Source organism: Devosia sp. LjRoot3, from assembly GCF_964252865.1.
Classification (GTDB): Bacteria; Pseudomonadota; Alphaproteobacteria; order Rhizobiales; family Devosiaceae; genus Devosia.
Genome location: NZ_CAXUPK020000006.1, coordinates 207,797 through 231,837, shown reverse-complemented (window position 1 = coordinate 231,837; position 24,041 = coordinate 207,797). Strand labels below are relative to the sequence as shown.

The 24,041-nt window shown below is 61.5% G+C and carries 26 protein-coding genes and 2 pseudogenes; 20 read left to right on the top strand and 8 right to left on the bottom strand.

From position 1 onward, the window contains the following. Positions 1–593 (top strand): annotated as a pseudogene (locus ACSQ2A_RS20790) (hypothetical protein); the annotation flags it as partial. A gap of 26 nt (positions 594–619) precedes the next feature. On the opposite strand, the gene ACSQ2A_RS20785 reads toward ACSQ2A_RS20790, so the two are convergent. Together ACSQ2A_RS20785 and ACSQ2A_RS20780 are read right to left on the bottom strand one after the other, a co-directional pair. Next, the gene (locus ACSQ2A_RS20785; protein WP_436073770.1) at positions 620–1,603 is read right to left on the bottom strand and encodes a hypothetical protein; all 984 of its coding nucleotides are present in this window, start codon (positions 1,601–1,603) and stop codon (positions 620–622) included. Between the two features lie 349 nt (positions 1,604–1,952). Further along, the gene (locus tag ACSQ2A_RS20780; RefSeq protein ID WP_436073769.1) at positions 1,953–2,402 is read right to left on the bottom strand and encodes a DUF6389 family protein; all 450 of its coding nucleotides are present in this window, start codon (positions 2,400–2,402) and stop codon (positions 1,953–1,955) included. Positions 2,403–2,528: 126 nt separating this feature from the next. Between ACSQ2A_RS20780 and ACSQ2A_RS20775 the strand changes: the two genes are divergently transcribed. Beyond that, on the top strand, positions 2,529–3,239 hold the full coding sequence (locus tag ACSQ2A_RS20775; RefSeq protein ID WP_436073768.1) for a phosphotransferase: 711 nt from the start codon (positions 2,529–2,531) through the stop codon (positions 3,237–3,239). Between the two features lies 1 nt (position 3,240). Here ACSQ2A_RS20775 and ACSQ2A_RS20770 read toward each other — a convergent pair whose 3' ends face one another. Continuing rightward, positions 3,241–3,546 (bottom strand): alkylphosphonate utilization protein, encoded by a 306-nt coding sequence (locus ACSQ2A_RS20770; protein WP_436073767.1) that lies wholly within the window; start codon positions 3,544–3,546, stop codon positions 3,241–3,243. A 191-nt stretch (positions 3,547–3,737) separates the two neighbouring features. Between ACSQ2A_RS20770 and ACSQ2A_RS20765 the strand changes: the two genes are divergently transcribed. After that, positions 3,738–4,760 carry an LLM class flavin-dependent oxidoreductase gene (locus tag ACSQ2A_RS20765; protein ID WP_295413757.1) on the top strand — a complete coding sequence of 341 codons (1,023 nt, stop codon included), beginning with the start codon at positions 3,738–3,740 and terminating at the stop codon, positions 4,758–4,760. On the opposite strand, the gene ACSQ2A_RS20760 is transcribed toward ACSQ2A_RS20765, so the two are convergent. Together ACSQ2A_RS20760 and ACSQ2A_RS20755 are read right to left on the bottom strand one after the other, a co-directional pair. Continuing rightward, entirely contained in the window at positions 4,757–5,278 is a 522-nt protein-coding gene (locus tag ACSQ2A_RS20760; protein ID WP_436073766.1) for a hypothetical protein, read from the bottom strand. The genes ACSQ2A_RS20765 and ACSQ2A_RS20760 overlap by 4 nt on opposite strands. Before the next feature lie 42 nt (positions 5,279–5,320). Then, positions 5,321–5,671 carry a hypothetical protein gene (locus ACSQ2A_RS20755; protein WP_436073765.1) on the bottom strand — a complete coding sequence of 117 codons (351 nt, stop codon included), beginning with the start codon at positions 5,669–5,671 and terminating at the stop codon, positions 5,321–5,323. A 323-nt stretch (positions 5,672–5,994) separates the two neighbouring features. On the opposite strand from ACSQ2A_RS20755, the gene ACSQ2A_RS20750 reads away from it, so the two are divergent. From ACSQ2A_RS20750 to ACSQ2A_RS20705, 10 genes and pseudogenes are all read left to right on the top strand, one after another. Next, positions 5,995–8,706, top strand: a complete 2,712-nt coding sequence (locus ACSQ2A_RS20750) for a transglycosylase domain-containing protein (protein ID WP_436073764.1) — start codon at positions 5,995–5,997, stop codon at positions 8,704–8,706. A gap of 105 nt (positions 8,707–8,811) precedes the next feature. After that, complete coding sequence (locus ACSQ2A_RS20745) at positions 8,812–9,291, top strand: glutathione peroxidase (protein WP_436073763.1); 480 nt, start codon at positions 8,812–8,814, stop codon at positions 9,289–9,291. Positions 9,292–9,364: 73 nt separating this feature from the next. After that, the gene (locus tag ACSQ2A_RS20740; protein WP_436073762.1) at positions 9,365–9,826 is read left to right on the top strand and encodes a Crp/Fnr family transcriptional regulator; all 462 of its coding nucleotides are present in this window, start codon (positions 9,365–9,367) and stop codon (positions 9,824–9,826) included. Beyond that, complete coding sequence (locus ACSQ2A_RS20735; RefSeq protein ID WP_436073761.1) at positions 9,823–10,125, top strand: SelT/SelW/SelH family protein; 303 nt, start codon at positions 9,823–9,825, stop codon at positions 10,123–10,125. Before ACSQ2A_RS20740 ends, ACSQ2A_RS20735 begins: the two co-directional genes overlap by 4 nt. Positions 10,126–10,188: 63 nt before the next feature. Next, positions 10,189–10,557 (top strand): YegP family protein, encoded by a 369-nt coding sequence (locus ACSQ2A_RS20730; RefSeq protein WP_436073760.1) that lies wholly within the window; start codon positions 10,189–10,191, stop codon positions 10,555–10,557. A 213-nt stretch (positions 10,558–10,770) separates the two neighbouring features. Further along, on the top strand, positions 10,771–11,562 hold the full coding sequence (locus tag ACSQ2A_RS20725; RefSeq protein ID WP_436073759.1) for a substrate-binding periplasmic protein: 792 nt from the start codon (positions 10,771–10,773) through the stop codon (positions 11,560–11,562). A gap of 177 nt (positions 11,563–11,739) precedes the next feature. Next, positions 11,740–12,557, top strand: a pseudogene (locus ACSQ2A_RS20720) (amino acid ABC transporter permease). Positions 12,558–12,721: 164 nt separating this feature from the next. Beyond that, positions 12,722–13,243, top strand: a complete 522-nt coding sequence (locus ACSQ2A_RS20715) for a CreA family protein (protein WP_295413778.1) — start codon at positions 12,722–12,724, stop codon at positions 13,241–13,243. 159 nt (positions 13,244–13,402) lie between these two features. Beyond that, positions 13,403–14,038 (top strand): peroxiredoxin, encoded by a 636-nt coding sequence (locus ACSQ2A_RS20710; protein ID WP_436073758.1) that lies wholly within the window; start codon positions 13,403–13,405, stop codon positions 14,036–14,038. Positions 14,039–14,491: 453 nt separating this feature from the next. Then, positions 14,492–14,842 carry a septal ring lytic transglycosylase RlpA family protein gene (locus tag ACSQ2A_RS20705; RefSeq protein WP_295414458.1) on the top strand — a complete coding sequence of 117 codons (351 nt, stop codon included), beginning with the start codon at positions 14,492–14,494 and terminating at the stop codon, positions 14,840–14,842. A 53-nt stretch (positions 14,843–14,895) separates the two neighbouring features. Here the strand turns inward: ACSQ2A_RS20705 and ACSQ2A_RS20700 are convergent, their stop codons facing one another. From ACSQ2A_RS20700 to ACSQ2A_RS20690, 3 genes are read right to left on the bottom strand one after another with little or no spacing between them, the layout of a single operon-like run. After that, positions 14,896–15,894, bottom strand: a complete 999-nt coding sequence (locus ACSQ2A_RS20700; RefSeq protein ID WP_436073757.1) for an aldo/keto reductase — start codon at positions 15,892–15,894, stop codon at positions 14,896–14,898. Next, a complete protein-coding gene (locus ACSQ2A_RS20695) occupies positions 15,887–16,882 on the bottom strand; it encodes an aldo/keto reductase (RefSeq protein ID WP_436073756.1) in 996 nt (331 codons plus the stop codon). Before ACSQ2A_RS20695 ends, ACSQ2A_RS20700 begins: the two co-directional genes overlap by 8 nt. A 1-nt stretch (position 16,883) precedes the next feature. Then, positions 16,884–17,042 carry a DUF1127 domain-containing protein gene (locus tag ACSQ2A_RS20690; protein WP_436073755.1) on the bottom strand — a complete coding sequence of 53 codons (159 nt, stop codon included), beginning with the start codon at positions 17,040–17,042 and terminating at the stop codon, positions 16,884–16,886. Positions 17,043–17,223: 181 nt separating this feature from the next. Here ACSQ2A_RS20690 and ACSQ2A_RS20685 point away from each other — a divergent pair, with 181 nt between their 5' ends. The 7 genes from ACSQ2A_RS20685 (at position 17,224) to ACSQ2A_RS20655 (ending at position 24,038) form a co-directional block, all read left to right on the top strand. Beyond that, the gene (locus ACSQ2A_RS20685; protein WP_295413789.1) at positions 17,224–18,096 is read left to right on the top strand and encodes a LysR family transcriptional regulator; all 873 of its coding nucleotides are present in this window, start codon (positions 17,224–17,226) and stop codon (positions 18,094–18,096) included. Positions 18,097–18,176: 80 nt separating this feature from the next. Then, on the top strand, positions 18,177–18,761 hold the full coding sequence (locus ACSQ2A_RS20680) for a hypothetical protein (protein WP_436073754.1): 585 nt from the start codon (positions 18,177–18,179) through the stop codon (positions 18,759–18,761). Between the two features lie 89 nt (positions 18,762–18,850). Continuing rightward, entirely contained in the window at positions 18,851–20,023 is a 1,173-nt protein-coding gene (locus tag ACSQ2A_RS20675) for an MFS transporter (RefSeq protein ID WP_295413794.1), read from the top strand. Then, the gene (locus ACSQ2A_RS20670; RefSeq protein WP_436073753.1) at positions 20,020–21,201 is read left to right on the top strand and encodes an MFS transporter; all 1,182 of its coding nucleotides are present in this window, start codon (positions 20,020–20,022) and stop codon (positions 21,199–21,201) included. The genes ACSQ2A_RS20675 and ACSQ2A_RS20670 overlap by 4 nt, the downstream gene beginning before the upstream one ends. A 70-nt stretch (positions 21,202–21,271) precedes the next feature. Further along, complete coding sequence (locus ACSQ2A_RS20665) at positions 21,272–22,426, top strand: MFS transporter (protein WP_295413797.1); 1,155 nt, start codon at positions 21,272–21,274, stop codon at positions 22,424–22,426. Next, complete coding sequence (locus ACSQ2A_RS20660; protein WP_436073752.1) at positions 22,419–22,883, top strand: MmcB family DNA repair protein; 465 nt, start codon at positions 22,419–22,421, stop codon at positions 22,881–22,883. The genes ACSQ2A_RS20665 and ACSQ2A_RS20660 overlap by 8 nt, the downstream gene beginning before the upstream one ends. A 15-nt stretch (positions 22,884–22,898) precedes the next feature. Next, positions 22,899–24,038 (top strand): MFS transporter, encoded by a 1,140-nt coding sequence (locus tag ACSQ2A_RS20655; protein WP_436073751.1) that lies wholly within the window; start codon positions 22,899–22,901, stop codon positions 24,036–24,038. Positions 24,039–24,041: the final 3 nt, after the last annotated feature.

Below are 24,041 nucleotides of genomic sequence, written 5' to 3'. Positions count from 1 at the left end.
GCATCGTCTTCAAGGGCGCAGTCGGCCCCTGGTACTCGGAGAGCAACAAGAGCTTTAAGCTCGACCGCGCGCAGGCCGCAAACCTCATGAGCATGATCGTCGAAGGCTACAAGGAGATGCACGGCCGCTACCCGAAGGAGCTCTTCATCCACGGAAAGATCGAGTTCGGTGACGAAGAATGGGAGGGTTTCACCAGCACGGTGCCGGACGAAACAAATCTCGTCGGCGTTCAGATCAAGCCCCAGCGGGAGATCAAGCTATTCCGCTTTGGGCAGAATCCGGTTCTGCGCGGGACGGCGCTCATCGTCGATGACCACAGCGCGTACCTCTGGACGGTGGGGTACACGCCTCGCCTCGAGACCTATCCAGGCAGGGAGGTGCCAAATCCTTTGACAGTGAAGGTCAGGCGTGGCGACACGAGGATCGAGACAGTTTTGGAGGACCTGATGGCTCTGACAAAGCTCAACTACAACAGCGCCGGTTTCTCATCGGGGTTGCCGGTGACACTGAGGTTCGCCGATCTCGTTGGTGAAATTCTCACGGCGGGGCCGGATGGTGGGCGTTCTTGGTTGCCGTTTAGACACTACATTTGAACGAGATGCACTTTCGCAATCTGAACTCAATCTGTGTAGCTATCGAAATCAGGATCGTTGGAAACAGCCACGTGTATGGTGGAAATCCCTGTGGGCCCATCGTCCATTTCCACGACGGTGACGTCAGGAGGCAGGTCAAAGCCACCTGCGTAAAGGGCCGGCCATAATGGGCCGTTTACGGCTGAGAATGCCAACATCATCCTCGGCTGAAACACTCCTTTTCCCATCGAAGGGGCATCCCGAAACATCTTTGATCGGTTCTCGCGCAAAAGGACCTCTATCATGTTCGCCCACGCCGTTCGCGAGTGCGGGTTTGCGTCACGCCCGTATCCAGCCCTTCTGCCAATCATGCGAGCCAAGAATGTCCCAAGCGTTGGTGCATTCATCGTCTTGTGCGGTGTCGGCGAAGCGGGATGCTGCGTCCAACGAGGTGCGGCTGAACTATTCCAGTGGCGATCGATTACGCCGAACGTCCCGGAATGCGCGGAATCTGAGCCATGCCGAAGGTTGACCCCAGTCAGCCCATAAGCTTTGTCTTTGAAGTCGAAATCTGGCCAGCTTTGGTAAAGCGCCAATTGGGTCAGGCTTGAGATGCCCGAGACGGAAACGGTTTTGGCTTGTGATGCCATCTTGGCCTGGATCAGGACCGCCCTTCTCTCCATGCGGTTGGCCAAGTGAATGTCGACAACCACTAAAAGATCCGCCAGTTCACAAGTCTTGCCTGATCCGAAAACCACGTAAGGCGACTGGTGGCAGAACACGCCGGTCATCTGCAGAGATAGTCCATGTGCTGCCAATGGCGATGACCAAGATTTCTTAATCTGCGGCAACGCTCCAAGATGAACGGCGGCCACTAACCCCGGCTCCTGCCGCGGGGGCCTCGGCATGATGGGTGCGCCGTGAAGTAAAGCGCGCTCGATGAGGGAGTTTGCGACGTCGCCCATCGCGACAACGGTGCTGTCTGGTAGCATCAACGGCATTTCACCAACCGAATCCATCCTGCGGGCCATGATACCAGCATCTAGTCGATAGCGTTGGCTGGGAAGGTGCCTGCATGTGGCGTGTGGGACAATTCCAGCGCTGAATCTGCAGTCCGATAGCAGAAGTTTGCCATAGAAAATCGCTATTTCAGCTTATGGGCCGATTCCTGTATGCTGTGTTCATATTATGCCCTAGCAGTCATTCAGCTTATGGCCTTGCGGTGTGCGCAAAGGCTAGGGAATGCGCAGGACACAAGTTCAGCTTATGCTTGGAAGCACACCCGGAAGCATCAACGACGACTTCAATCGCAAAGGCCCAGGAAGTTCTTCTTCCTGGGCCTTTCTGCTGTGTGGCGAGGAAGAGGGGCTTCTGCATTGCTCAGGGCGTCAGTTGAACCGTGCCTCTGGTGCCATGGCGCTCCTCTCCGCATACATAAGCCGGCAAGCCCCTGCTGGTGCCGCCGAAGGCAGGCCAGAGTTCCTCCACCCAGCTCGTCGCAGTGTCGACAATCACGTCGTTGACTTCGAACGGCAGGGAAAAGGGATCGAAGAGAGGAACATCTGGCTGAAGCCTGCCATCGACATAGCGGACCTCAAACAAGGTACGACAGCCGCGGATCGCCTTGTTGAGAGCATGCAGCTCCGGCCCATCAAGGTGGATCAGAACAGTGAACGTCCCATCCGGATCCTGGCTGGGATGAACCATGATCTGCACGGCACGGGCCCTCTCCGGTAAAACCGCATCAAAACTGCGCAGGGTTTGGATGGCTGCGGCCGACTGCTGGCGAAGGATCGACATGAGTTCGCTGCGATAGGTCAACTCGTCCATCTTCTGCTCTTCCGTGTCCGCGTCACGCCGCACCTAGCATGGGCGCCATCTCCGGTCATGGTATCGGCCCGTCGCTTGTGTCTTTAGTGACGCTGGGGGCCAATCACGAACATTGGATGGGACGCAATGGACGGCGAGGAGATCGAGTTGCGCGGCGGGCAGGTCAACAGGGTCGTCCGCCTTGGCGGCACGGTCCGAAGGAGCATGACCTGGGACCGCGCCATGACCCATCAGGCGCTGCGCCATCTCGAAGCGGTGGGTTTTGATGGCGCGCCGCGTTTTCTGGGGCTCGATGATCTCGGCCGCGAAATCCTGACTTTTCTTCCCAGTGATCTGCCAGCCGATGCCGATGGCTTTTCCGATGATCAACTGGCCGCCGCTGCCACCCTTCTGCGCAAATTCCACGATGCGACGGAAAGCTTTGCGCCCGTCCGGGACAGTGGCGCGGAGATTTTGTGCCACAACGATTGGACGCCCGCCAATGCCGTATTTCGGGGGGCAGTGCCCTACGGCATGATCGACTTTGATACGGTGGCGCCGGGCACGCGGCTTTGGGATGTTTCTTATAGCGCCTGGACCTGGCTCGATCTCAGCGATCCCGCCTACTCTCCCGACGAGCAGTTACGGCGCCTTGAACTCTTTTGCGCGAGTTACGGCCATCCTTCCTGCACCGTGCAGCACCTGGCAGCCTATCTGCCGACGCGGCAGGCGGGACGGGCGCGCTGGGCACGGGATCGCAACATGCGTGAGGCCGAGGCCTGGGCGCTGAAATGCATGTATTGGACGGTTCAGCATTTGACCGAGCGTGTGCACGCCACGGGATTGCCTGAACGATGAGCTACCGCTTGCGCACGAATTCGGTGCGCAGGACGAGGCCCTTGATCGCCTCGTGCCGGCAATCGATCTCTTCGGGATTGTCGGTCAGCCGGATCGACTTGATGACCGTACCCTGCTTCAGGGTCTGGCCGGCGCCTTTCACTTTCAGGTCCTTGATCAGAACGACGGAATCGCCATCGGCGAGCACGGTGCCGGAGGCGTCACGTACTTCGAGGGCCTGGCCTTGCGCGGCGGCCGCTACTTCCGAGGCCGGGCGCCACTCGCCGCTTACTTCGTCATAGACATAGTCATCATTGGAATTGGTCATGCCCTTCCTATTGCAGGCGAAAGCCCTTGTGCCAAGCCCGGCGTCCGCTATGGCCCACCGCAGCAAGGTGCGAGGAACGAACGGATTATCGTTCACTCGCGCGGACCAATCCGTTCCGATTGGCCGCCTTGTGCCGCCCTCCATCACCGCCTAGCTATGACCCAACATGAATTGGGCCCCATGAGGCAAATATGAAAAAGATCGGCTTTCTGTCCTTCGGGCATTGGAATCCTTCGCCGCAATCGGGCACGCGCTCGGCCGGCGATGCGCTGCTGCAATCGATCGACCTGGCGGTCGCTGCCGAAGAATTGGGAGCCGATGGCGCCTATTTCCGCGTGCACCATTTTGCTCGCCAGCTGGCTTCGCCTTTTCCGCTGCTGGCCGCCGCCGGCGCCAAGACCAAAAAGATCGAACTCGGCACGGCCGTGATCGATATGCGCTATGAAAACCCGCTCTATATGGCCGAGGATGCCGGCGCGGCTGACCTCATCGCCGGCGGACGCCTGCAGCTGGGCATTTCGCGTGGCTCGCCCGAACAGGTGATCGATGGCTGGCGCTATTTCGGTTTTGCGCCCGAAGAGGGCAAGACCGACCAGGATATGGCGCGCCAGCATGCCGAGGTGTTTTTGGAAGTCTTGAAGGGCAAGGGCTTTGCCCAGCCCAATCCGCAGCCCATGTTCCCCAATCCGCCGGGCATGCTGCGGCTTGAGCCGCATTCGGAAGGCCTGCGCAACCGCATCTGGTGGGGCGCGGCGAGCGATGCGACGGCGATCTGGGCGGCCAAGATGGGCATGCACCTGCAGTCCTCGACGCTGAAATTCGATGAGAGCGGCAAGCCGTTCCACATCCAGCAGGCTGAACAGATCCGCGCCTATCGCGCGGCCTGGAAGGAAGCGGGCCACACCCATGAGCCGCGCGTCTCGGTGAGCCGCTCGATCTTTGCTCTCGTCAATGACGAGGACCGGGCATTCTTTGGTACGGGCCGCTCCGAACAAGACCAGTTCGGCTATATCGAACCGGAAAAGCGCGCCGTCTTCGGTCGTGGCTATACGGCGGAGCCCGACAAGCTGATCGAGGAACTCAAGCGCGACGAAGCCATCGCCGAAGCCGATACGCTGCTGCTCACCGTGCCGAACCAGCTCGGTGTCGACTACAATGCCCATGTGATCGAGAGCATTCTCACCCATGTGGCGCCGGGTCTCGGCTGGCGCTAGGGCAGGCTGAACCCCGATCCCTCGCAGCTATTGGCGCGCCAGTAGCTGCTCACATCGGTGAAACGACCGGTCGCCGCCTGCTCGACATGGGCGGCGAAGGCCATGGCGCGGCATTCGTTGGGGCCGGCAACGACGTGCACCAGTTCGTGCAGGATGGTGAGGGTGCGCAGGGCATCGGCGCCATCGGTTGAAAATTGCGGGCAGAGGACGAGGCTGACTTCGCCCTCGCTTGGCGGCAGGCGCACGAAGGCGGCGTAGCGCGAACAGGAATTGTTGGCCTCGCTGCCGTTTTCGACGCGCATGGTGATGGTGCCGCCCCAATGGCTTGAGGTAAATTTCCTGAACGTCAGCGCGGCGCGATAGGCGGCGACGTCGACGCCGAAAAGCTCGGCCGGAAGTTTTTGGCGCGCGGTTTCAAACTGGCTGATGGCCCGGTCGAAGGCCGCGTCCACCATATCGGCGCGAGCGGGCGACAGGGTGGACAGCAGAAAAACGAGGAGCAGGAGGCAGAAGCGCATGCTGCTTTCTGCCCGCTCATTGGGGCGCTCGCAAGGCCCTGATCAGGTCGACGGCCCGGTAAGAAAGGGCATGATGTCGACGCCGTCGCCGGGAAAGACGGAAAAATGCGGGTGGTTTTCGAAGAGCTTTGCCGCGGCCTCGATGGTTTCGGCCTCGACGACAATATAGCCGCAAAAGGGATTGGTCGCCGGTGCCGCCCCATTCTTCGTCACGCGCAGCGTCTTGCCGACCATGCCGCCGTGATCGGGGAAGGAGGCGGCATTCTTCTTCTCCCACTTGGCCCATTGCTTGAGCCCGATGTCGTCGACGGCGTCCTGATCGGCCTTGGGCATGGCGCGGAAACGGGCGAGATCTTCCGGTTGCATCGTATAGACGGCGAGAAAGCGGGGCATGGCGCGCTCTTCATGCTGGGTTTTGGATTCTGAGACTATGTCCGCCGACTGCAGAAGTCATCCGGGTAGAAAGAGCTGTTCCAGATCGGGTCAGCAAATGGCCTGTGGCGGCGGGGCCACACTGGGGTCGCCACCGTTGCAAATCCCATAAACCGGCCACATTTACCGCGGAAAAGCGTCTCATCCGAACGCGAGACGCAGCAGAGACGGGAAATCCCGTCCACAGCGCGCCAGAGGACTTTAACCTCCTGCTTACCTTTTGTTTCCCTCATGGAGAGAACAGGATAGAAGCGGGATGAGACTCCCTAGGACAGGTTTGCTCGATGGACTTCCGCATTTCGGCCGATGATCGCGTTGGTGCCCAGCCCAATAGGGGTGCCAAGCCGCAAGCGCGCGCCGCAAAAGGCCAGCGCGTCGAGCCGAGCCTTGGCCAGTCCGTCGGTGGTTTTGTCGATGATGAACGCTCCGGCGGTCCCATCGGTGGTGGTGGCGGCAATGGCGGCAAGCCGCCGCGTGGCAAGAAGCCGGCGCGCGCCGAAAAGGAGCCGCGTCGCGGCAAGGCCGAAACCGCAAAACCCAAGAAGCGCCGTTCGCGCTCGGGTGGCTTTCTCATGGGGCTGCTCTGGTGGGGTTTTGTCGCCTGCCTCTGGGGCGGGCTCGCCGTAATCGGCATCATTGTCTACTACGGCGCGCAGCTGCCCTCGTCCAATAGCTGGGCTATTCCCGATCGCCCGCCCAATATTCGCATTCTGGCGGCCGACGGCAGCCTGATCTCCAATCGCGGCCAGACCGGCGGCGAGGCCGTCACTTTCCGCGAATTGCCGCAATATGTGCCCGCAGCCTTCATTGCCTCGGAAGACCGGCGTTTCATGAGCCACTTTGGCGTCGACCCCATCGGTCTCATCGCCGTGGCCGTCGAATCCGTGCAGGCGCGCGAAGTGACGCGCGGTGCTTCGACGCTGACCCAGCAGGTCGCCAAAAACCTCTTTCTTACCCCCGACCAGACACTGGGCCGCAAGGTGCAGGAAGCCATTTTGGCTATCTGGCTCGAGCAGAATTTCACCAAGGAAGAAATTCTCGAACTCTATATGAACCGCGTCTATTTCGGTTCCGGCGCCACCGGCATCGAAGCTGCGGCGCAGACCTATTTCGGCGTTTCCGCGCGCAATCTTTCGCTTGGCCAGGCCGCCATGCTGGTCGGCATTCTGCCCGCGCCCTCCGCCTATAACCCCAAGGCCAATCCGCAGCGCGCCATCGAGCGCCAGCGCCTCGTGCTCAATTCCATGGCACAGGAAGGCTATATCACCCGCGAAGAAGCCGATGCGGCGCAGATTTCGTCTGACCAGGGGACGGTGCGCACGGTGGTCGCGGGTTCAGAATCCTATGTGGCCGACTGGGTCGAAAGCCTGATGACCGCCTATATCGGTGAGATCAAGGACGACGTGGTGGTCCAGACCACCATCGACTGGAAGATGCAGAAGGACGCCGAGTTTGCTGTCCGCGAGGCTGTGGTCAATGAAGGCTCCAAGCGCGGCTTCACGCAGGGCGCGCTGGTTGCCATGGATGTCAATGGCACGGTGCGCGCCATGGTGGGCGGCGTCGACTATCAGGCGAGCCAGTACAATCGTGCCGTGACCGCCAAACGCCAGCCCGGCTCGACCTTCAAGCCCTTCGTCTATATGGCGGCCATGGAAAAGGGCTATACGCCCGATACTTTGGCTGAGGACGCCCAGTTCGAATATAATGGCTGGAGCCCGCGCAATGCCTCGGGCAAATACGCCGGCACGGTTACGCTGCGCCAGGGTCTTGCCTATTCGCTCAACACCATTGCTGGTCGTCTTGCCATCGACGTGACGCCGGAAGCCGTCATTGACGTTGCGACCCGCATGGGGATTTCCTCGCCCATGACGCCGGTGCCCTCCATCGCGCTCGGCACGCAGGAAGTGAACTTGCTTGAATTGACCTCGGCCTATGCGCCCTTTGCCAATGGCGGCATGGGTGTCATCCCCAATGTGATCACCAAGATCAATTCCAAGGATGGCTCGCTGCTCTATGAATCCTCCGATGCCGGCCCCGGCCGCGTCGTCGATCCCAATGTGCTCAGCGAGATGAACGACATGCTCAAGACCGCCGTGGAAGTCGGCACCGGGCGTGGCGCAAATCTGGGCGGTTGGGATTTTGGCGGCAAGACAGGCACCAGCCAGAACGCCCGCGACGCGCTCTTTGTCGGCTATACCTCGGCCATGGTCACCGGCGTGTGGCTGGGCAATGACAACGACACCAAGACCACGCTCTCGGGCGGCAACGTGCCGGCGGCCATCTGGTCCGAATTCATGACCAAGGCCCATGCCGGCCGCTCGCCTGTCGGCATTCCCGGAGGCTCCTATCAGGGCCAGTTGATTGCCCAGCAATTGATCGACCCGGTGACCGGGCAGCCGGTGATCGACCCGACGACCGGCCAGCCGCAGGTGCAATATGTCGATGGCGGCACCGGCCAGCCGGTGCAGACCATGACCGATCCGACGACGGGCCAGGTTGTGGCCATCGACCCGGCCACAGGGCTGCCGAATACGAATCTGGCTCCGGTTGGCATGGGGGCCTCTACCAACCCGCCGATCCAGACCGGGCAGATGACCGATCCGACGACGGGCCTGCCGATCAATGGGGGTTTTGACCAGACCCAGCAGCAGTTCGATGCGCAGGGACAGGCCATTGATCCGGTAACCGGCCTGCCGCTGCAGACCGATCCCAATGCAGGTTTCACCACCGACCCGAACGCGGCCTTCACAAATAATGCCGCCCCGATCGATCCGCAGACCGGTCTGCCCATGGTGCTGGTGGTTGATCCGGCCACGGGCCAGCAGGTCTGGGTGCCGAGCGCTCCGGCTGCCAATCAGCAGCAGTTCCAGGGCCAGCAGGTGCAGCCGACCAGCCCCTTCGCGCCGCCAGCGGCCGTGGGCCAACAGCCCCAGCAGCCGGTCTATCAGAACGAGAATTCACAGCGCACGCTGATGGATCTGCTCTTCGGCAACTGATTTGAGGGCCCCGGGAAACCGGGGCCTTTTTCATTGTGCCGCATTGAACTGGGTCGCCTTCGGGTGCACATGAGACTATCTCCCTCTGCCTCCCCGGAAAATTCCATGACCACGCTCGCCGATTTCACCCTGCCTCTCCTGAGCGGCGCGCCGCAAAATCTTGCCGATTTTTCCGGCAAGGTGGTGCTGGTGGTCAATGTGGCGAGCCAATGCGGCCTGACCCCGCAATATGCCGGGCTCGAGGCGCTCTATAGGCAATATGGGGATCGCGGCTTCGTGGTTCTGGGCTTTCCGTGCAACCAGTTTGCGGGACAGGAGCCTGGAACCAGCGAAGAGATCGCCAGCTTTTGCGAGATCAATTACGGCGTCACCTTCCCGATCTTTGAGCGCATCGACGTCAACGGCGATGCGGCGCACCCGCTCTACCAGTGGCTCAAGGAAAGTGCGCCCGGGCTTTTGGGCAGTGAGGCGATCAAGTGGAATTTTACAAAATTCTTGATTGGCCGCGACGGCAAGGTGGTGGAGCGCTACGCGCCGGCGACCGAGCCGGCCGATATTGCCGGCGATATCGAGAAGCTGCTCTAGGCGCCCGCGAGCCAGATTGCTTTGCGCCACAAAGCCTTTAGTTTAGAAGGCGGCGGATGAACGAGGGCGTGCCATGGCCGACATTCTCGACTATTGCAAGGATCTGAAAAAACAGCGCTTCAAGTCAGGGCAGGTGGTCCTGCCCGAGGGCGAGCGCTTCGGAAAGCTCTATGTGCTCGTTGAGGGCCAGGTGGAGATCATCCGCGAGCGCACGCAGGTGACCCATGTGGACGAGCCCGGCTCGATCTTTGGCGAAATGGCGGTGCTGCTCGACATGCCGCATTCGGCGACGGTAAAAGCCCTGTCCGAAGTGGAAGCCTATGAAATTCCCGATGCCCTGACCTTTCTCGATGGGCATCCCGAATTTTCGTTGCATATCGCCACCATGCTGGCGCGGCGGCTTTATTACACCACCTCCTATCTCGTCGACTTGCAGCAACAGGCGGCCGGCAAAAGGCAGGATCTCGACCTCGTCGATGAAATCCTCGCAAGCCTGGTCGACCCGAGCGAAACGGGCAAGAAGAAGCGCAAATGAGCGACGAGACGACGCCGAAACCGGCCATAACGATCACCTATTGCACGCAGTGCAACTGGATGCTGCGTTCGGCCTGGATGGCGCAGGAACTGCTGTCCACCTTTTCGATCGAACTGCAATCGGTGACGCTGGTGCCGGGCACCGGCGGCATTTTCGAGATCCATTTTGGCGATGAGCTCGTCTGGGAGCGCAAGCGCGATGGCGGCTTTCCCGATAGCCGGGTGCTCAAGCAAATGGTGCGCGACCGGATCGATCCCGAGCGCAGCCTCGGCCATATCGATAGCGTTGCAAGCAAATAAGTCTTTCCAAATGCCCGGTTTTCGCTAGTCTTTCCTTGTCTTAACCAAGGGAGGCCCGGCGTCATGGCTCACAAGTTCAAGATCACTGCGGCTGCAAACGAGCAGTTCAAGTTTGCCTTCGTCTACAATGCCGAGACGATTTTCTGGTCGGAAAACTACAAGCAGAAGGCATCGGCCAAATCGGCGGTGGAATCGCTGAAAAAGAATGCGCCCGAAGCGGCCACGGTCGACCTCTCCAAGGGCGAGGACGGCAAGGGCTATCGCTTCGAGATCGTCGAATCCAAGGATGGCCAGCATTTCGTGCGCTTCGTTGCTTCCAACAACGAAACCATGGCGCGCACCGAGACCTACAAGCAGAAATCAAGCGCCACCAACGCCATCGAATCGCTGAAAAAGAATGGTCCGGGCGCCGAGGTTGTCGACGAGGCCTGAGGGCTCGACACCGATCAGCCTTTCCGGCACCCCGCGTGCATCCCCGCGAAAGCGGGGATTTCGGCGCGAACAGGGTTTTCCGCTTTCGCGGGAATGACGCCGTGGTTGTTTGCCGCGCACCAGTCTTTTCGGAACTAAAATTGGCAGGGGCGCCTCGCCCCTTGCCGCAAACCACAATATTGTCTGGCGATCAGAACGTTTGGGGACGCAACGATGTCTAGAACCTCCTCCCTTCTTGCTTTGGCCGCCGCGGCCTTGATCAGTCTGCCCGCCTCGGCGCAGGACCTGCCAGATCTGGCTGGTCGCACCATCCATGCGGTGACGGAAAACGCCTATTACCCGCTCAATTTCGCCGATCCCAAGACCGGGGAAGGCATTGGGCTCGAATATGATGTGATCAACGAGATCGCCAAGCGCCTCAACGCCAAGGTTGAATGGGACCTCGTCGCCTGGGACGTGATGATCGAATCCGTCCGCACCGGCCAGTTCGATGTCGGCGCCGATGGCATCACCATCACTGCAGAGCGCGATGAGCAGATCGACTTCACCAAACCCTTCATCACGGTGGAGCAGTATTTTCTAGTTCGCGCCGATGAAGAGCGCATCACCAGCAAGGAAAGCTTTGCCGAAAATGCCGACCTGCTGTTCGGCGCCCAGGCTGGTACCTCGTCCTTCTACACGGCTATTTATGACGTGCTCGACGGCGACGAAGCCAATCCGCGCGTGAAAGTTTTTGACAGCTTTGGTGCCGCCGTTCAGGCCGTTAAGGCCGGTGACGTGGATGCTGTGATTGCCGACCAGGCGGCCTCGGCCGGCTATATCGGCGCTGATCCAGGGGCCTTCAAGCAGGTCGGCGAAGCCATCAAGGCCGACCCGCTCGGGCTGATCCTGACGCCGGGCTCGGACCTCGTAGAACCCTTCAATGCCGCGCTCGACCAGCTCGAGGCCGAAGGCTGGCTCGATGAGCGGATCAATTACTGGTTCTTTGAATATACGGGTGAGTAAGCCTTTGGCTTTTGGCGATTGCCAACACCCCCACCCGTCCTCCCCCATCAAGGGGGAGGTGAAGGAACAGTGGTTTTGGCTGGATCGTACCACCAACTCGATATGGCACCTCCCCCTTGATGGGGGAGGTTGGGAGGGGGTGACGACAAACTCGTTGCTTTCGGCTATCTCCCCCACATGACCACCCGCCCGCGCCGTCCCTCCATTCTTGCCCGCATGCCCTGGTGGCTGCTCGCTGTCGGCTGCTGTTTGTGCTCGGCTTTTGGGCCATCACGGCTGACGAAACCTATGCGGACATCTTTCAAAAACTCTCGGGCGGGGTGCTGACGACGCTTTGGGTGACGCTGCTCGCCTTTGGCCTGGCGACAATTTTGGGCCTGCTCATCGCCCTCGCCCGCACCTCGAATGTCCGCGTGCTGCGGGAAATCGCGACCTTTTACGTCGAAATCATCCGCGGCATCCCGATCCTGGTTTTTCTGTTCTACATCGCCTTTGTCGGCGCCCCGGCGCTGGTTTCGGCCTTCAATTGGGTGGTTGGCCCGCTCATTGAACTGGGCTGGATGGAACCCGCGACAGTGCGCGGCTTCGACTTCGTCTGGCGCGCGATCCTGGCGCTGACCATCTGCTACTCCGCCTTCATCGCCGAAATTTTTCGCGCTGGCATCGAGGCGGTGGGGCGCGGTCAAGTGGAAGCGGCGCGCTCGCTCGGGCTATCGCGCTTCCAGTGCTTTCGCCTCGTCATCATGCCCCAGGCCCTGCGCACGATTCTGCCCCCACTCGGCAATGATTTCGTCTCCATGGTGAAGGACTCGGCGCTGGTGTCAGCGCTCGGGGTGCAGGACATTACCCAGCTTGGAAAGCTGCACGCTTCGTCGAGCTTCCAGTTTTTCGAGACCTATAATGTCGTGGCCTTCCTCTATCTCACCATGACGATTTCGCTTTCGCTGCTGGTGCGATGGCTCGAAATGTTCATGGCGCGAAAAGATCGTTTTTAGTCGCGACGCTCTCCATTCCGTCGTCACCACCGGGCTTGTCCCGGTAGTCCCCAGCGGAGGAGAGATGGATTGCCGGGACGAGCCCGGCAATGACGATGGAGGGGAGGTCACTTGCGGCAGCTCTTCACACCAACCATGTTGTAAAAACATCGCTGGAGGACCCAATGCACAAATTTGCCCGCCTTGCCGTTTTCGGAGCCGCCGTTCTTGCCCTTGCCGCCTGTGGCAATCGCTCGGAGGTGGGCAATGTCGGGGTCGACTGGACCGGCAATGATATTTCCATCGAAGCGGTGGCCGACCCCGATGTGCAGGGTGTGGTGTGCCACCTGGCCTTCTTCAATCGCTCCTTCATTGACCGCATCAGCCAGGGCAATTGGTTCGAGGACCCATCCTATTCCGCGCTCGATTGCTCGGCCGTCGGCCCGATCACTGTGGGCGACATTCCGAAGAGCGGCAGCGAAGAAATCTTCAAGGAAGCGCGCTCGCTGATCTGGAAGTCGCTGCGCGTCACCCGCATCTACGATCAGGCGAACAATTCGCTGATCTATCTGGCGCATGCGCGCGAAATCCAGCAGGGCTCGGGCAAGATGAGCCTTTCGGTTGTGCCGCTCAACGGGCTCGACGTAACCTGGAAGAATGGTGCGCCCGCCGCCGGTGCAGTGTCCGGCTCGGTCATGGTGCAATAGGCCATTCCGGCCTCTGCCCTCACCAGGCAAAGCCTTGCCGGTCTTGGCTAAAACAAGGCAAAAGCGTTCCGCTCGCAGCCGCTTCAAACGGCGGCATGGGGCACGATATTCTCTTTTCAGACATTAAGCGCCGCCCGCTGGCGGCAAGGGAAGACAAACATGGCGATCCTGATCGGCGATACCGCCCCTGATTTCACCCTCGAATCCACCGAAGGCACCATTCACTTCCACGACTTCATTGAAGGGTCTTGGGCAGTGCTCTTCAGCCACCCCAAGAACTTTACCCCGGTCTGCACCACCGAACTCGGCTATACCGCCAAGCTCAAGCCCGAATTCGAAAAGCGCGGCGTGAAGGTCCTGGGCCTTTCCGTCGACAAGCTCGAAGACCACGGCGGCTGGGCCAAGGATATCGAAGAGACGCAGGGCGCCTCGCTCAACTTCCCGCTGCTGGCCGATACCGAAGGCAAGGTGGCGCGTCTTTACGACATGATCCACCCCAATGCCGACAATACCCTGACCGTCCGTTCCGTCTTCGTCGTCGGTCCGGACAAGAAGGTAAAGCTCAAGATCGAATATCCCGCTTCGACCGGCCGCAATTTCGATGAAGTGCTGCGCGTGATCGACAGCCTGCAGCTGACCGCCAAGCACCAGGTGGCGACGCCCGTGAACTGGAAGAGCGGCGAGGACGTGATCATCGTTCCGGCCGTTTCCAATGAAGCGGCCAAGGCCAAGTATCCCGAGGGCTGGAAGGAACTGAAGCCCTATCTCCGCATTGTGCCTCAGCCGCGTGGCTGAGCCACTGGCATCTGTCTTCTCCCTGACTGACTGGGCGGTGGATCACTCCATCGCCCATTTTCTTTGCCGCAATTGGCCTTTTGCCTGCCCAAATCGGGCCATAGTCATTGTTCGCATTTTATGAAAAGGCCGGAATTCTCGTAGTTCACAGGCTTGACCGCCCGAAATCCGGGCTTTTCTGTCACTTCCTTGGAACCGTTGCCTCATGGCCACAGTGCACAACGTGGTTTCCTGATTCTTACCGATCAGGGCGTGGGGCGTGCCGAATCGGCATTTCTTGAGATTCAGTTTCTAAGAATCGATCAAGTCCACCTGAATGGTTAATGAATGACTGCCGCCAAACCTGCGGCAATGAGGCAACACAGCACAATCTCGCGCGATTCCGCCCTTAATCGTGCCGCGCCTCATCTTTAGTCAAAGCTCATCGACAACTTCAGTGAGCATAGACCATTGATCAGAAGAGCCGTTCTCGTCGCCGCAGCGGCGGCCGCCCTCGCACTAACTTCGACGGCAGCCTACGCCCAATGTGGTGGCGCTTCCTGGTATGGCCCCGGCTTTAACGGCAAGCGGGCAGCATCGGGAGAAATCTTCAACGAAAACGCCATGACGGCGGCGCATCGTTCTCTCCCCTTCGGCACCAAGGTTCAGGTCACCGACCAGAACTCGGGCAAGTCGATTGAAGTGGTCATCAATGATCGCGGGCCCTTCCACGGCAAGCGCATCATCGACCTTTCGAAAGCCGCGGCCAACGCCCTCGGCTTCCGCAATCGCGGCGTGACTTCGGTCTGCCTCGAATCCATGTGATCCCTTTTTGATCATGCGTCAGTGAAAAGGCCGCCCCGTAGGGCGGCCTTTCGTTATCTGAGGCCCAAAACCTCGATGGCGGCGAGCCGTTCGGGATCAAGTGGCCCCCGCCTTTCCGCTTCAAGCGCCATGCGCAGTTCCTCGCGGTTCTTCACGCCCAGCACGAGCGTATCGACGCCGTCGATCCCAAGCGCATAGCGGTGGGCGACGAGAGCCGGGTCTTCGCCCCAGCGGGCACAAAGCTCGCGGAAGGATTGGGCGCGGGCAAAATCCTCGCGGTCGGGGCCGTGGGTGTCGGGCCGATCGAAGCTGCTTGTAAGAGCCCCTGCCTGCACGGCCCGCACGCCCATGACGCCGACACCGGCCGCCTGTGCCGCCGCGATGACATCACGCGGACGCGGGGCGAGGCCGGTGCCATTCATCGCGCCCGGGCTGTCGAGCAGATTGGCAATGGCTTGCACGGCAGCCGGGAGAGGCCCCGAGAACAGGGCGTCAATGGTCGCGGCGGCGTGGTTGATGCCGGTAATGCCCCAATCGCCGATGAGGCCTTCCTGCACGAGGCGCGCAAAAGCCGGGCGCACCGCATTGCGATAGAGCGACAGACTGGTCGAACGCTCGTTCTTGGGTGGCTCGCCGGGCGGATAGTCATAATCGTCCGGGCGTATTTCGCTATGGAGCAGCATCATGTCCACGCGTTCGAGCCGCATGGCGGCAAGGCTTTTTTCGAGCGAGGTTTTGAGGCGCGGATAGACGTCTTCCTCGGGCACGGTGCCGAGGCTGTATTTGGTTGTCACCCGCACCCCATTGGGCAATTTCCCCTCGAAGGCGCGGCCGATCATGGCTTCGCAGATGAGATAGCCGGGCGCCGCGTCGAGGAGTGAGATACCGCCATCGACGGCCGCGCGCAGCGTCGCCACGGCCTCGTCCTCCGAGGTCGGGCCCCAGACCTGGCCGATGCCGCCACCGCCAAGGGTAAGCCGGCTGACGGGACCAAAGCGCCCGAGGCGATTGGTGGTCATGGTTGTTTCAGCAAGCGTATCGGCATCAAACATGTTCGATTTCCTTGTTCAGAATGCCCGAAATCTCGGCCATGACGGCGGCGGGCAGGGGGCCTTTTTCCAAGGCCCCGAGATTGTCGCGGACCTGTGCTTCGGTTTTGAAGCCGGGAATGGGGATGGTGTGGGGCGAGCGGGCAAGGTTCCAGCCGAGCGCGCCCTGCGCCACGGTGCGGCCGCCAGTCGTGAGGAGGTCGCGTAGGGCGCCCACTTTGGCGAGGGTTTCCGGCTTTGGCCTGCCATCGGCAAAGAACCGCACCCAGGAGTGACCCGCCGCCCGCACATCGTCCTTGGCAAGGCGCGAAGTGGCGGAAAACTTGCCGCTCAGCATGCCCATGGCGAGGGGCGAACGATTGAGGCTGGCAAGTTCAGCCTCGGCGCAGAGGGCCAGCATGTCCGGCCCGTCGCAGAGCACGCTTAGTTCCTGCTGCACGGCGGCAAAATGCGGATACTTCAGCATACGCCGGGCGGCAGCGGTATTGTCGGTGCTCCAGCCCCAGGCGCGGATGCGGCCCTTTTCGACAAGGCCTTCCAAAGCCTCGCCGGCCCGGTCGGCGACGTCGTCGCTGAGATCGCCGACATGGATCTGGTAGAGGTCGACGCAGTCTGTGCCCAGGCGTTTCAGCGATTTGGCCGAGGCCCATTCGATATAGCTCGGCGACACATCGGTCGCGACCAGCGCCTTGCTGCCCTCGTCATAGGTGAAGCCGAATTTGGTGGCGACAAAAGCCTCGTCGCGGCGGCCTTTGAGCGCGCTGCCCAAAATGCTTTCGCTGTGGCCGGTGCCATAGGCATCGGCCGTGTCGAAGAGGCTGGCGCCGAGATCGAGGGCCAGTTCGATCGAACGCACCGATTGCGCGTCATCGACCTGGCCCCAACCGTCATTGCGCCCGTCGAGGGTAAAATGCCCGCCAATGGCCCAGCAGCCCATGCCGACGGCACCGACCTTTGGGCCATTGGGTCCGAGTTTGCGTTTTTGCATCATGTCATTCTCCTTCGCAGGTCCGGGCGGAAATGAAGTCGGCAATGCCGCTGCGCTTGGTGCCGATATCGGTCAGCAGACGGTCATCGAGCATGGACAGCTTGCGGCGAGTGACGTTGCGCAGGTGCCAGCGGCGCAGGCGGCTTGTGATGGGTTCGAACATGATTTCGTCTCCTCGGATTTTGCGCGCAAACATCCGGCGCCGGATTGGGATCAGGCGTTTCAAAACTGGTGCTTTCTGCAAAGGCTTGGGCCGCTCCCGGCGACCCGGTGAGGAGATAATTGCGCTTCTGCATGCCGTTAGGCTACAGTCGAGACTGCAAGGCGCTTTTCAGGAATGAAAAATGGATTTCTCCTGGGACGATCTCCGGCTGTTTCTCGATGTGGCGCGGCTCGGCGGGCTGAGCGCGGCGACGGAAACGACGGGCCTTTCGGCGGCGACCCTCGGCCGGCGCGTGACGGCGCTGGAGCGGCAGGTGGGCGAGCCGCTCTTCGTGCGCAGCCAGACCGGCTATCGGCTAACGCCCTCGGGCGAAGAACTGCTGTTGCGCGCCGAAGAGGTTGAGGGGGCCATGCTGTCCCTGAAGCGTTGGAAGGATGGTGCCATCGGCGAGCGCGTGGTCCGCGTCTCAGCTGGTCCCTGGACCTCGGCTTTCCTCGCGAAAAATATCGGAAAAATCTGGACGGCGGGCGATCGGTTCGCGCTCGAACTGGTGACCGCCAACCACAAGGTCGATATCGGCCGCCGCAATGCCGATATCGGCATCCGCAACCAGCGGCCGACCGAACAATGGCTCGCCGGGCGCTTGGTGGGCAAGGTTGCCTATGGGCTCTATGCGCGACCGGAACTCATCAGTGGCGTGGCCGCCGGTTACTTCGTTGGTGTCGCTGGCGACGGCAGCCAGACCCATTCGGCCCGCTGGCTGCATGCCCGGCATGGCGATCGGATCGCGACGCGCGGCAATGACGCCATGAGCGTGCTGGAACTGGTGGCAGCCGGTGCCGGCATGTCGGTCTTTCCCTGTTTTGTCGGCGATAGCGATCCACGCGTCGATCGTATGGCGGGCACCATTCCCGAACTCGAGACCGACCAATGGCTCGTCTGTCACCACGAAGAGCGCCACACCCCGGCCGTGCGTGCGGTCACCGAGCGCATCGCCGCGCTGATGCACGAGAACGGGCCGCTGTTTCGCGGGGAAAAGCCGATCTACGGGTAGTTCCGGAAGATTTCGTTAGGCCCCTATTAGGGGCTTGGGCTTAGCATTCGCTCCGGGAATGCAGCAGGGACAGCGGTGCTATGAAAGCATACGCCTATGTCGTCGGGCCGGGGGACACGGCCTGGCAGACGCTTTTCGACATGGCCGGAAATATCGGCTTTGCCGGTGTGTCGGACTATCGCGGTATCAGCCAGGTGGTGCAGCAGGCGGGTGAAACCCCGGTCTGCTATTTTCTCTTTTCTCCCGTCGCCGATCTCAGCGCATTGCGGCCCGTGGCCGATGCGATCCGCTTTGCCTCCTCACGCACCATCCGCTTTTCGCCCATGGTCTATTGCGCCGAGGATCCATCGATCGACACCATCATGGCCTGCATCAATATGGGCTTTGACGACATCGTGGCCCTGCCGCAGTCGACCTCGAAACTGCGCGAGCGCCTCGGCCGGCAGATCGGCCAGAATATGGTTTTTTACGAGACTGCCGGCTATTTCGGTCCCGACCGGCGCAATCGCGTCGCGGCGCTGAAGCCGAACCCGGTCGCCAATCGCGTCGGCGGGCCGTTCCGGCGGCTCGAAATCGTCCGCAATCTGCTCGATGGGGTCTCGGTGCTGCGCGACGAGTTCTCCAGCCCGTCCGGTGATGTGGCAGCAATGCAAACGTTGCAATAAACTCCATTGGGGCATGCGCGCGCCCATTTCGCTGAGCCGTGAAATGTCCTAACGTCGCCTCTGACTGATCTTTAGAGCATTTTCCTATCATGCGATTCGGCATTGAGCTGCCGCCCCAGATCAAGGTCTTCGGGGCGTTTTTCATTTATTCCTTTGCCATGGGCAGCATTTTTCCGCGCCTGCCCGATATCCAGACGGCCATGGGCGTGGGCGAAGGCGCGCTTGGCCTGGCGCTGATCGGCTCGGCCGTCGGCACGCTGATCTCGCTGACCTTTGCCGGCCGCGTGGTCGAAGCCATTGGCTATCGCCGCGTGCTGCTGACCGCCATTCCGCTGCTTTCGGCGCTTTATGCGCTGGCAAGCTGGGCGCAGACGCCGCTGACATTCTTCCTCTTGCTGCTGCCGGTTGGTCTCACTATCGGCGCCATTGAAGTCATCATCAATGTCGAGGCCGACCGGGTGGAACACGCCATCGGCCGCCGCATCATGAGCCGCGCGCACGCCTTCTGGAGCCTGGGCTTCTTTGCCGCCGGCATGGTGGGCTCCTTCATCGCCCAGACCGGGCTTGAAGTGCACTATCATCTGCTCATCATGATCCCGGTCATCATCGTCGCGACCCTTCTGGTCCTGGGTCGTTTCGAGCCAGCCGCGCATCGCGCCGGCACCAGCACGGATGAAGCGCCGCGCTTTGCCCGCCCGACCCTGCCGATCATGGCGCTGGTCGCCGTCTGTCTCTCCGCCATGCTCATGGAAGGCGCAGGGATCGACTGGTCGGCCATCTATATGCGCGATCTCTTCAATGCCGAACCCTTCTGGGCTGGTCTTGCCGTGGCAACCGTTGCCGGTTCGCAGGGCGTGGCGCGCTTTTTTGCCGATGGTTTTGTCGAGCGTTTTAGTCCGGTGCTTGTCGCTCGCGTGCTGCTCACCGTTCTCGGCATCGGCGTGCTGCTGGCCTTCTTCGCGCCGGCCGCCTGGGTCGCCTATCTCGGTTTTGCGCTGATTGGCGTCGGCTCCAGTGCGCTCTTCCCGCTGGCCATGTCGGCTGCCGCACAGCAGACGGACCGTCCTGCCGCCGTCAATGTGGCAGCGCTCGCGCAGTTCTCGTTCACCGCCTTCCTCTTGGGGCCGCCGCTCCTCGGGTTCATCGGCGAGCATTTTGGCATCCAGTGGGTCTTTGGTGTCGGTATTCCGCTCGTCCTTCTTGGCTTCACCACGGCCCATGTCCTGGCGCCCAAACCCGTTCTGCGTGAGGCCACGTCATGATTGCGCCCCAGCACCGCATCTATGCGAGCTTCTTCCTTTTCGCCGTGACGACGGGCGCGCTGATGGCGCGCCTGCCTGATATCCAGACCCATTTCGGCATTTCCGAGGGGCAACTGGGCCTGACCATGATCGGCATGGCCATTGGTTCGCTGATTTCGCTCACCTTTGGCCCGCCAGTGGTCGAAAAGCTCGGCTTCCGCAAGACGGCGCTGTTCACCGTGCTTGGCCCGGCGCTGCTCTTTGCCACCATTCCCTGGCTGCCGGTGGCCCCGGCCATGTTTGCCGTGCTGTTCCTGGCAGGGCTTCTGGCTGGCGCGCTCGAGATCAATCTCAATGTCGAAATCGACCGGCTCGAAGTGCAGACTGGTCAGCGTTTCATGAACCGCGCCCATGGTTTCTGGAGCGTCGGTTTCTTCGTCACCGCGCTTTTTGGCGCCATGATCCGCCAGTCCGGCCTTTCGGCCGGCCTGCATCTGGGCATCGTGGCGGTGATCGTCGTTATCGTTGCTGGCTACCTGCTGTTTTCGGCGACGGAAGCGCCGAAACCGGCAAAGGTCGAGGGCCAAAGCCATGGCTTCGCCTTCCCCAATCTGGGCCTGCTGCCGCTCTGTCTCATCGGCTTTGCCGCTTTCCTTGTTGAAGGCGCGGGGATCGACTGGTCGGCCATCTACATGCGCAACGTCTTTGCGGTGGAACCCTTCATCGGCGGCATGGGCCTGACGCTCTTTGCCTTCTTCATGGCGGCGATGCGTCTTTCGGCCGATCCGATCGTTGCCCGCTTCGGGCCGCGCAATGTCGCCATGGTCATGCTGACGGCGGCGAGTTTTGGCGCTCTCCTCGTCGGCACGGCGCCGACGGCAGCATTGGCGCTGGTCGGCTTTGCGCTCATGGGCGCAGGCTGCTCGGCGGTTTACCCGCTGGCGGTTTCGGCCGCGGCGCAGCGCACCGATCGCCCCGCGGCGGTCAATGTGGCGGCCATCGGCCAGGTGAGTTTTGTCGTATTCTTCCTCGCCCCGCCGCTGCTTGGCTTTGTCGCCGAGTTTTTGGGCATCCGCTGGTCCTACCTCATCTGCCTGCCGCTGCTGCTGGCCGGTCTCTGGGCGTCTAGCTTTGCGCTGGGCACCAAGAAGGTGGATGCGCCCCACGGACTGCCGCCCGAGCCGACGCCGCTCGGCTGACCGGCCAAAAGACGATTGCTGACGGGTTCTGACGCCGCCGCGCGCCAGAACCCGGGCAAGGAGAATTTTCATGCGCCCACACTACCGGATTTTCGGGGTGTTCTTCATTTTCGCGCTCTCGATGGGCGCCATGCTGTCGCGCCTGCCCGACCTGCAGCTCCAGTTTGGACTGAGCGAGGGACAGCTGGGGCTGATGCTGATCGCCATGTCCTGCGGGGCGCTGGTGGGCCTTACCTTTTCCGGTCCCTTCATCGCCCGCTATCCGGCGCGAACCGGCGTCTTCGTCACCATCTTCATTGCCTCGGCGCTCTATGCGCTGGTGCCCTTCATGCCTTCGGCCCTCTTCGTGGTGCCGCTGCTGTTTTTTGCCGGCATCTGCGCGGGTGCGGTCGAAATCATCGTCAATCTCGAGGCTGACCGCCTTGAAGCCCAGCTCGGCTACGGCATCATGAGCCGCACCCATGGCATGTGGAGCCTGGGCTTTTTCGTAACGGCGCTCATCAGTTCCGGCCTGCGGCAGGCCGGCGTACCGGTCACTCTGCATCTGGTGGGGGCGTTCATCGTTGTGGTGATTGCCGGGCTTTTTGTCTTCCGCGGCATCGAAAATGCGCCGCTGCGTCCTGACTCTCATGCCGGTGAAGCGCCGCGCATCGCCTTTCCGACCATTGGCCTGGCAGCCCTCTGCATCATCGGCGCGGCGCCGCTTCTGGCCGAAGGCGCCGGGATCGACTGGTCGGCGATCTATATGCGCGACGTGTTCCACGTCGAACCCTTTATTGGTGGCCTCAGCGTCACGGTCTTTTCGCTGGCCATGGCCGTGGCGCGTCTCTCCATGGATGGCGTCGTCGACCGCTTTTCGCCGCGCGCCGTGGCGGCAACGCTGCTGCTGATCGCCATGACTGGCCTGATCATGGTGGCGACGGCGCCGCATGAATATGTGGCGCTCTTCGGCTTCGTGTTGACCGGCATTGGTTGCAGCGCCGTCTATCCGCTGGCGGTCTCGGCGGCAGCGCAGCGCACTGATCGGCCGGCATCGGTCAATGTTGCTTCGCTCGGGCAGATGACCTTTGTGGTCTTCTTCCTCGCCCCGCCTTTGCTTGGCCTCGTTGCCGAAGAGTTCGGTATCCGCATGTCCTATTGGGTCGTGGTACCGCTGCTGGTTGCCGCGCTCCTTGTCATCCGCGCCCTGCCGGCGCGGAGATTTGCAGCGGTCGCCCATGGCTGAGGATCTGCCGTCCATTGTCGATTTGAGACAATCGGCCACGGCCCTGCGCGTGCAGCGCGGGGTCATGCGCATGCTGCGCGAGCGGCACGACATGGCCTGCTATGCCGAAGTGCCGCTCAGCAATGGGCGGCGCGCCGACGTCTTGGCGGTGGGGCCAAAAGGCGAGATCTGGATCATCGAGATCAAGTCGAGCCTGATCGACTTTCAGGTCGATCGAAAATGGCCCGAATATCGCGAATTTTCCGACAAGTTCTTCTTTGCCAAGCCGCCCGAACTCGATGGGGAAATTTTTCCCGAAAGCGAGGGCCTCATTGTTGCCGACGGGCATGATGGCGCCATTCTGCGCGATAGTCCCGACACTCCCCTTGCTCCCGCCCGCCGCAAGGCACTGATGCTGAAACTCGCCCGCCTGGGCGCCGACCGCATCCATGTGCTGATGGACCCCGGTCCGCGCTAAAGTACTGACCAGATAATGACCTCTGCCCGCTGGCGCGTGATTGCGCTCTTCTTCACCCATGCCTTGGCTGCCGGCGCGATCCATACGCGCATTCCCGACCTGCAGGTCGCTATGGGGCTTTCCGAGGGCCAACTTGGCCTGGTGTTGATGGGCCAGCCGCTTGGCGCGCTCTCCATGTTCCTGTTTTCGAGCGCCATCATCGAGCGTTTCGGGCCAAGGCGGACCATTCTGGCGGTGCTGCCCATCGTCATCATCACGGCAGCTCTGGCGACCGTGTTGCTGCATCCCGCGGCGCTGTTCATTCTCCTTGCTTTCAACGGCATCGGCTTCTCGCTCAGCAATATCGCCATGAATGTCGAGGCCGACCGGGTAGAGGCGGCGACCGGCGCGCGGGTGATGAACACCTGTCATGGCGTCTGGAGCGTCGGATTTTTGCTGACCTCGCTCCTCGGCGCGACGCTGCGCGGTTTTCATGTCGATCCCGCCATTCACCTCTGGGCGCTGGCGCCGCTGCTGATCGTGCTCCTGCTGGTTGTCGTCGTGCCCATGCCGGTCATGCCGCCGCGGCCCCATAGCGGCGAAAAAGTCAAAAAGCTGGCGCTGCCGACGCTGGCAACGCTGGGCCTTGTTGCCTTCGGCCTTGGTGCCGGCCTCACCGAAGGCGCCTCGCGCGCCTGGTCGATTATTTATCTGCGCGACAGTTTTGATGTGTCGCCCTTTGTCGAGTCGCTGGCTTTGCCCGCTCTTCTCGCCGCTATGGCTGTGGGCAGGTTGCTGGCCGATCGTGTCATCGACCGCTTTGGGCCGGTGCGGGTGGCGCGGCTGCTTTCGGCTGTCGCGGTTGCAGGCATGGTCCTCATCGTGCTCTCGCCCAATGCCTACATCGCGCTGGCCGGCTTCGTGATCGTGGGCATCGGCATCTGCGTGCTCTATCCGCTGATGCTCTCGGCTGCCGCCCGGATCGGGGATCGTCCGGCGAGCCAGAATGTTGCCGCGACAACGCTGATCTTCCAGCTCGTCAATCTCGGCGCGCCCGCCTTGATCGGCGCTGTGGCGCAGGGGCTCGGGGTGCGCATGGCGTTTTCCATGCTCATCCCCTTGCTGGTCCTGACCTTTGTGATGGCCGGGCGCCTGAAGCCGCGCCCGGCGTTATAGAAA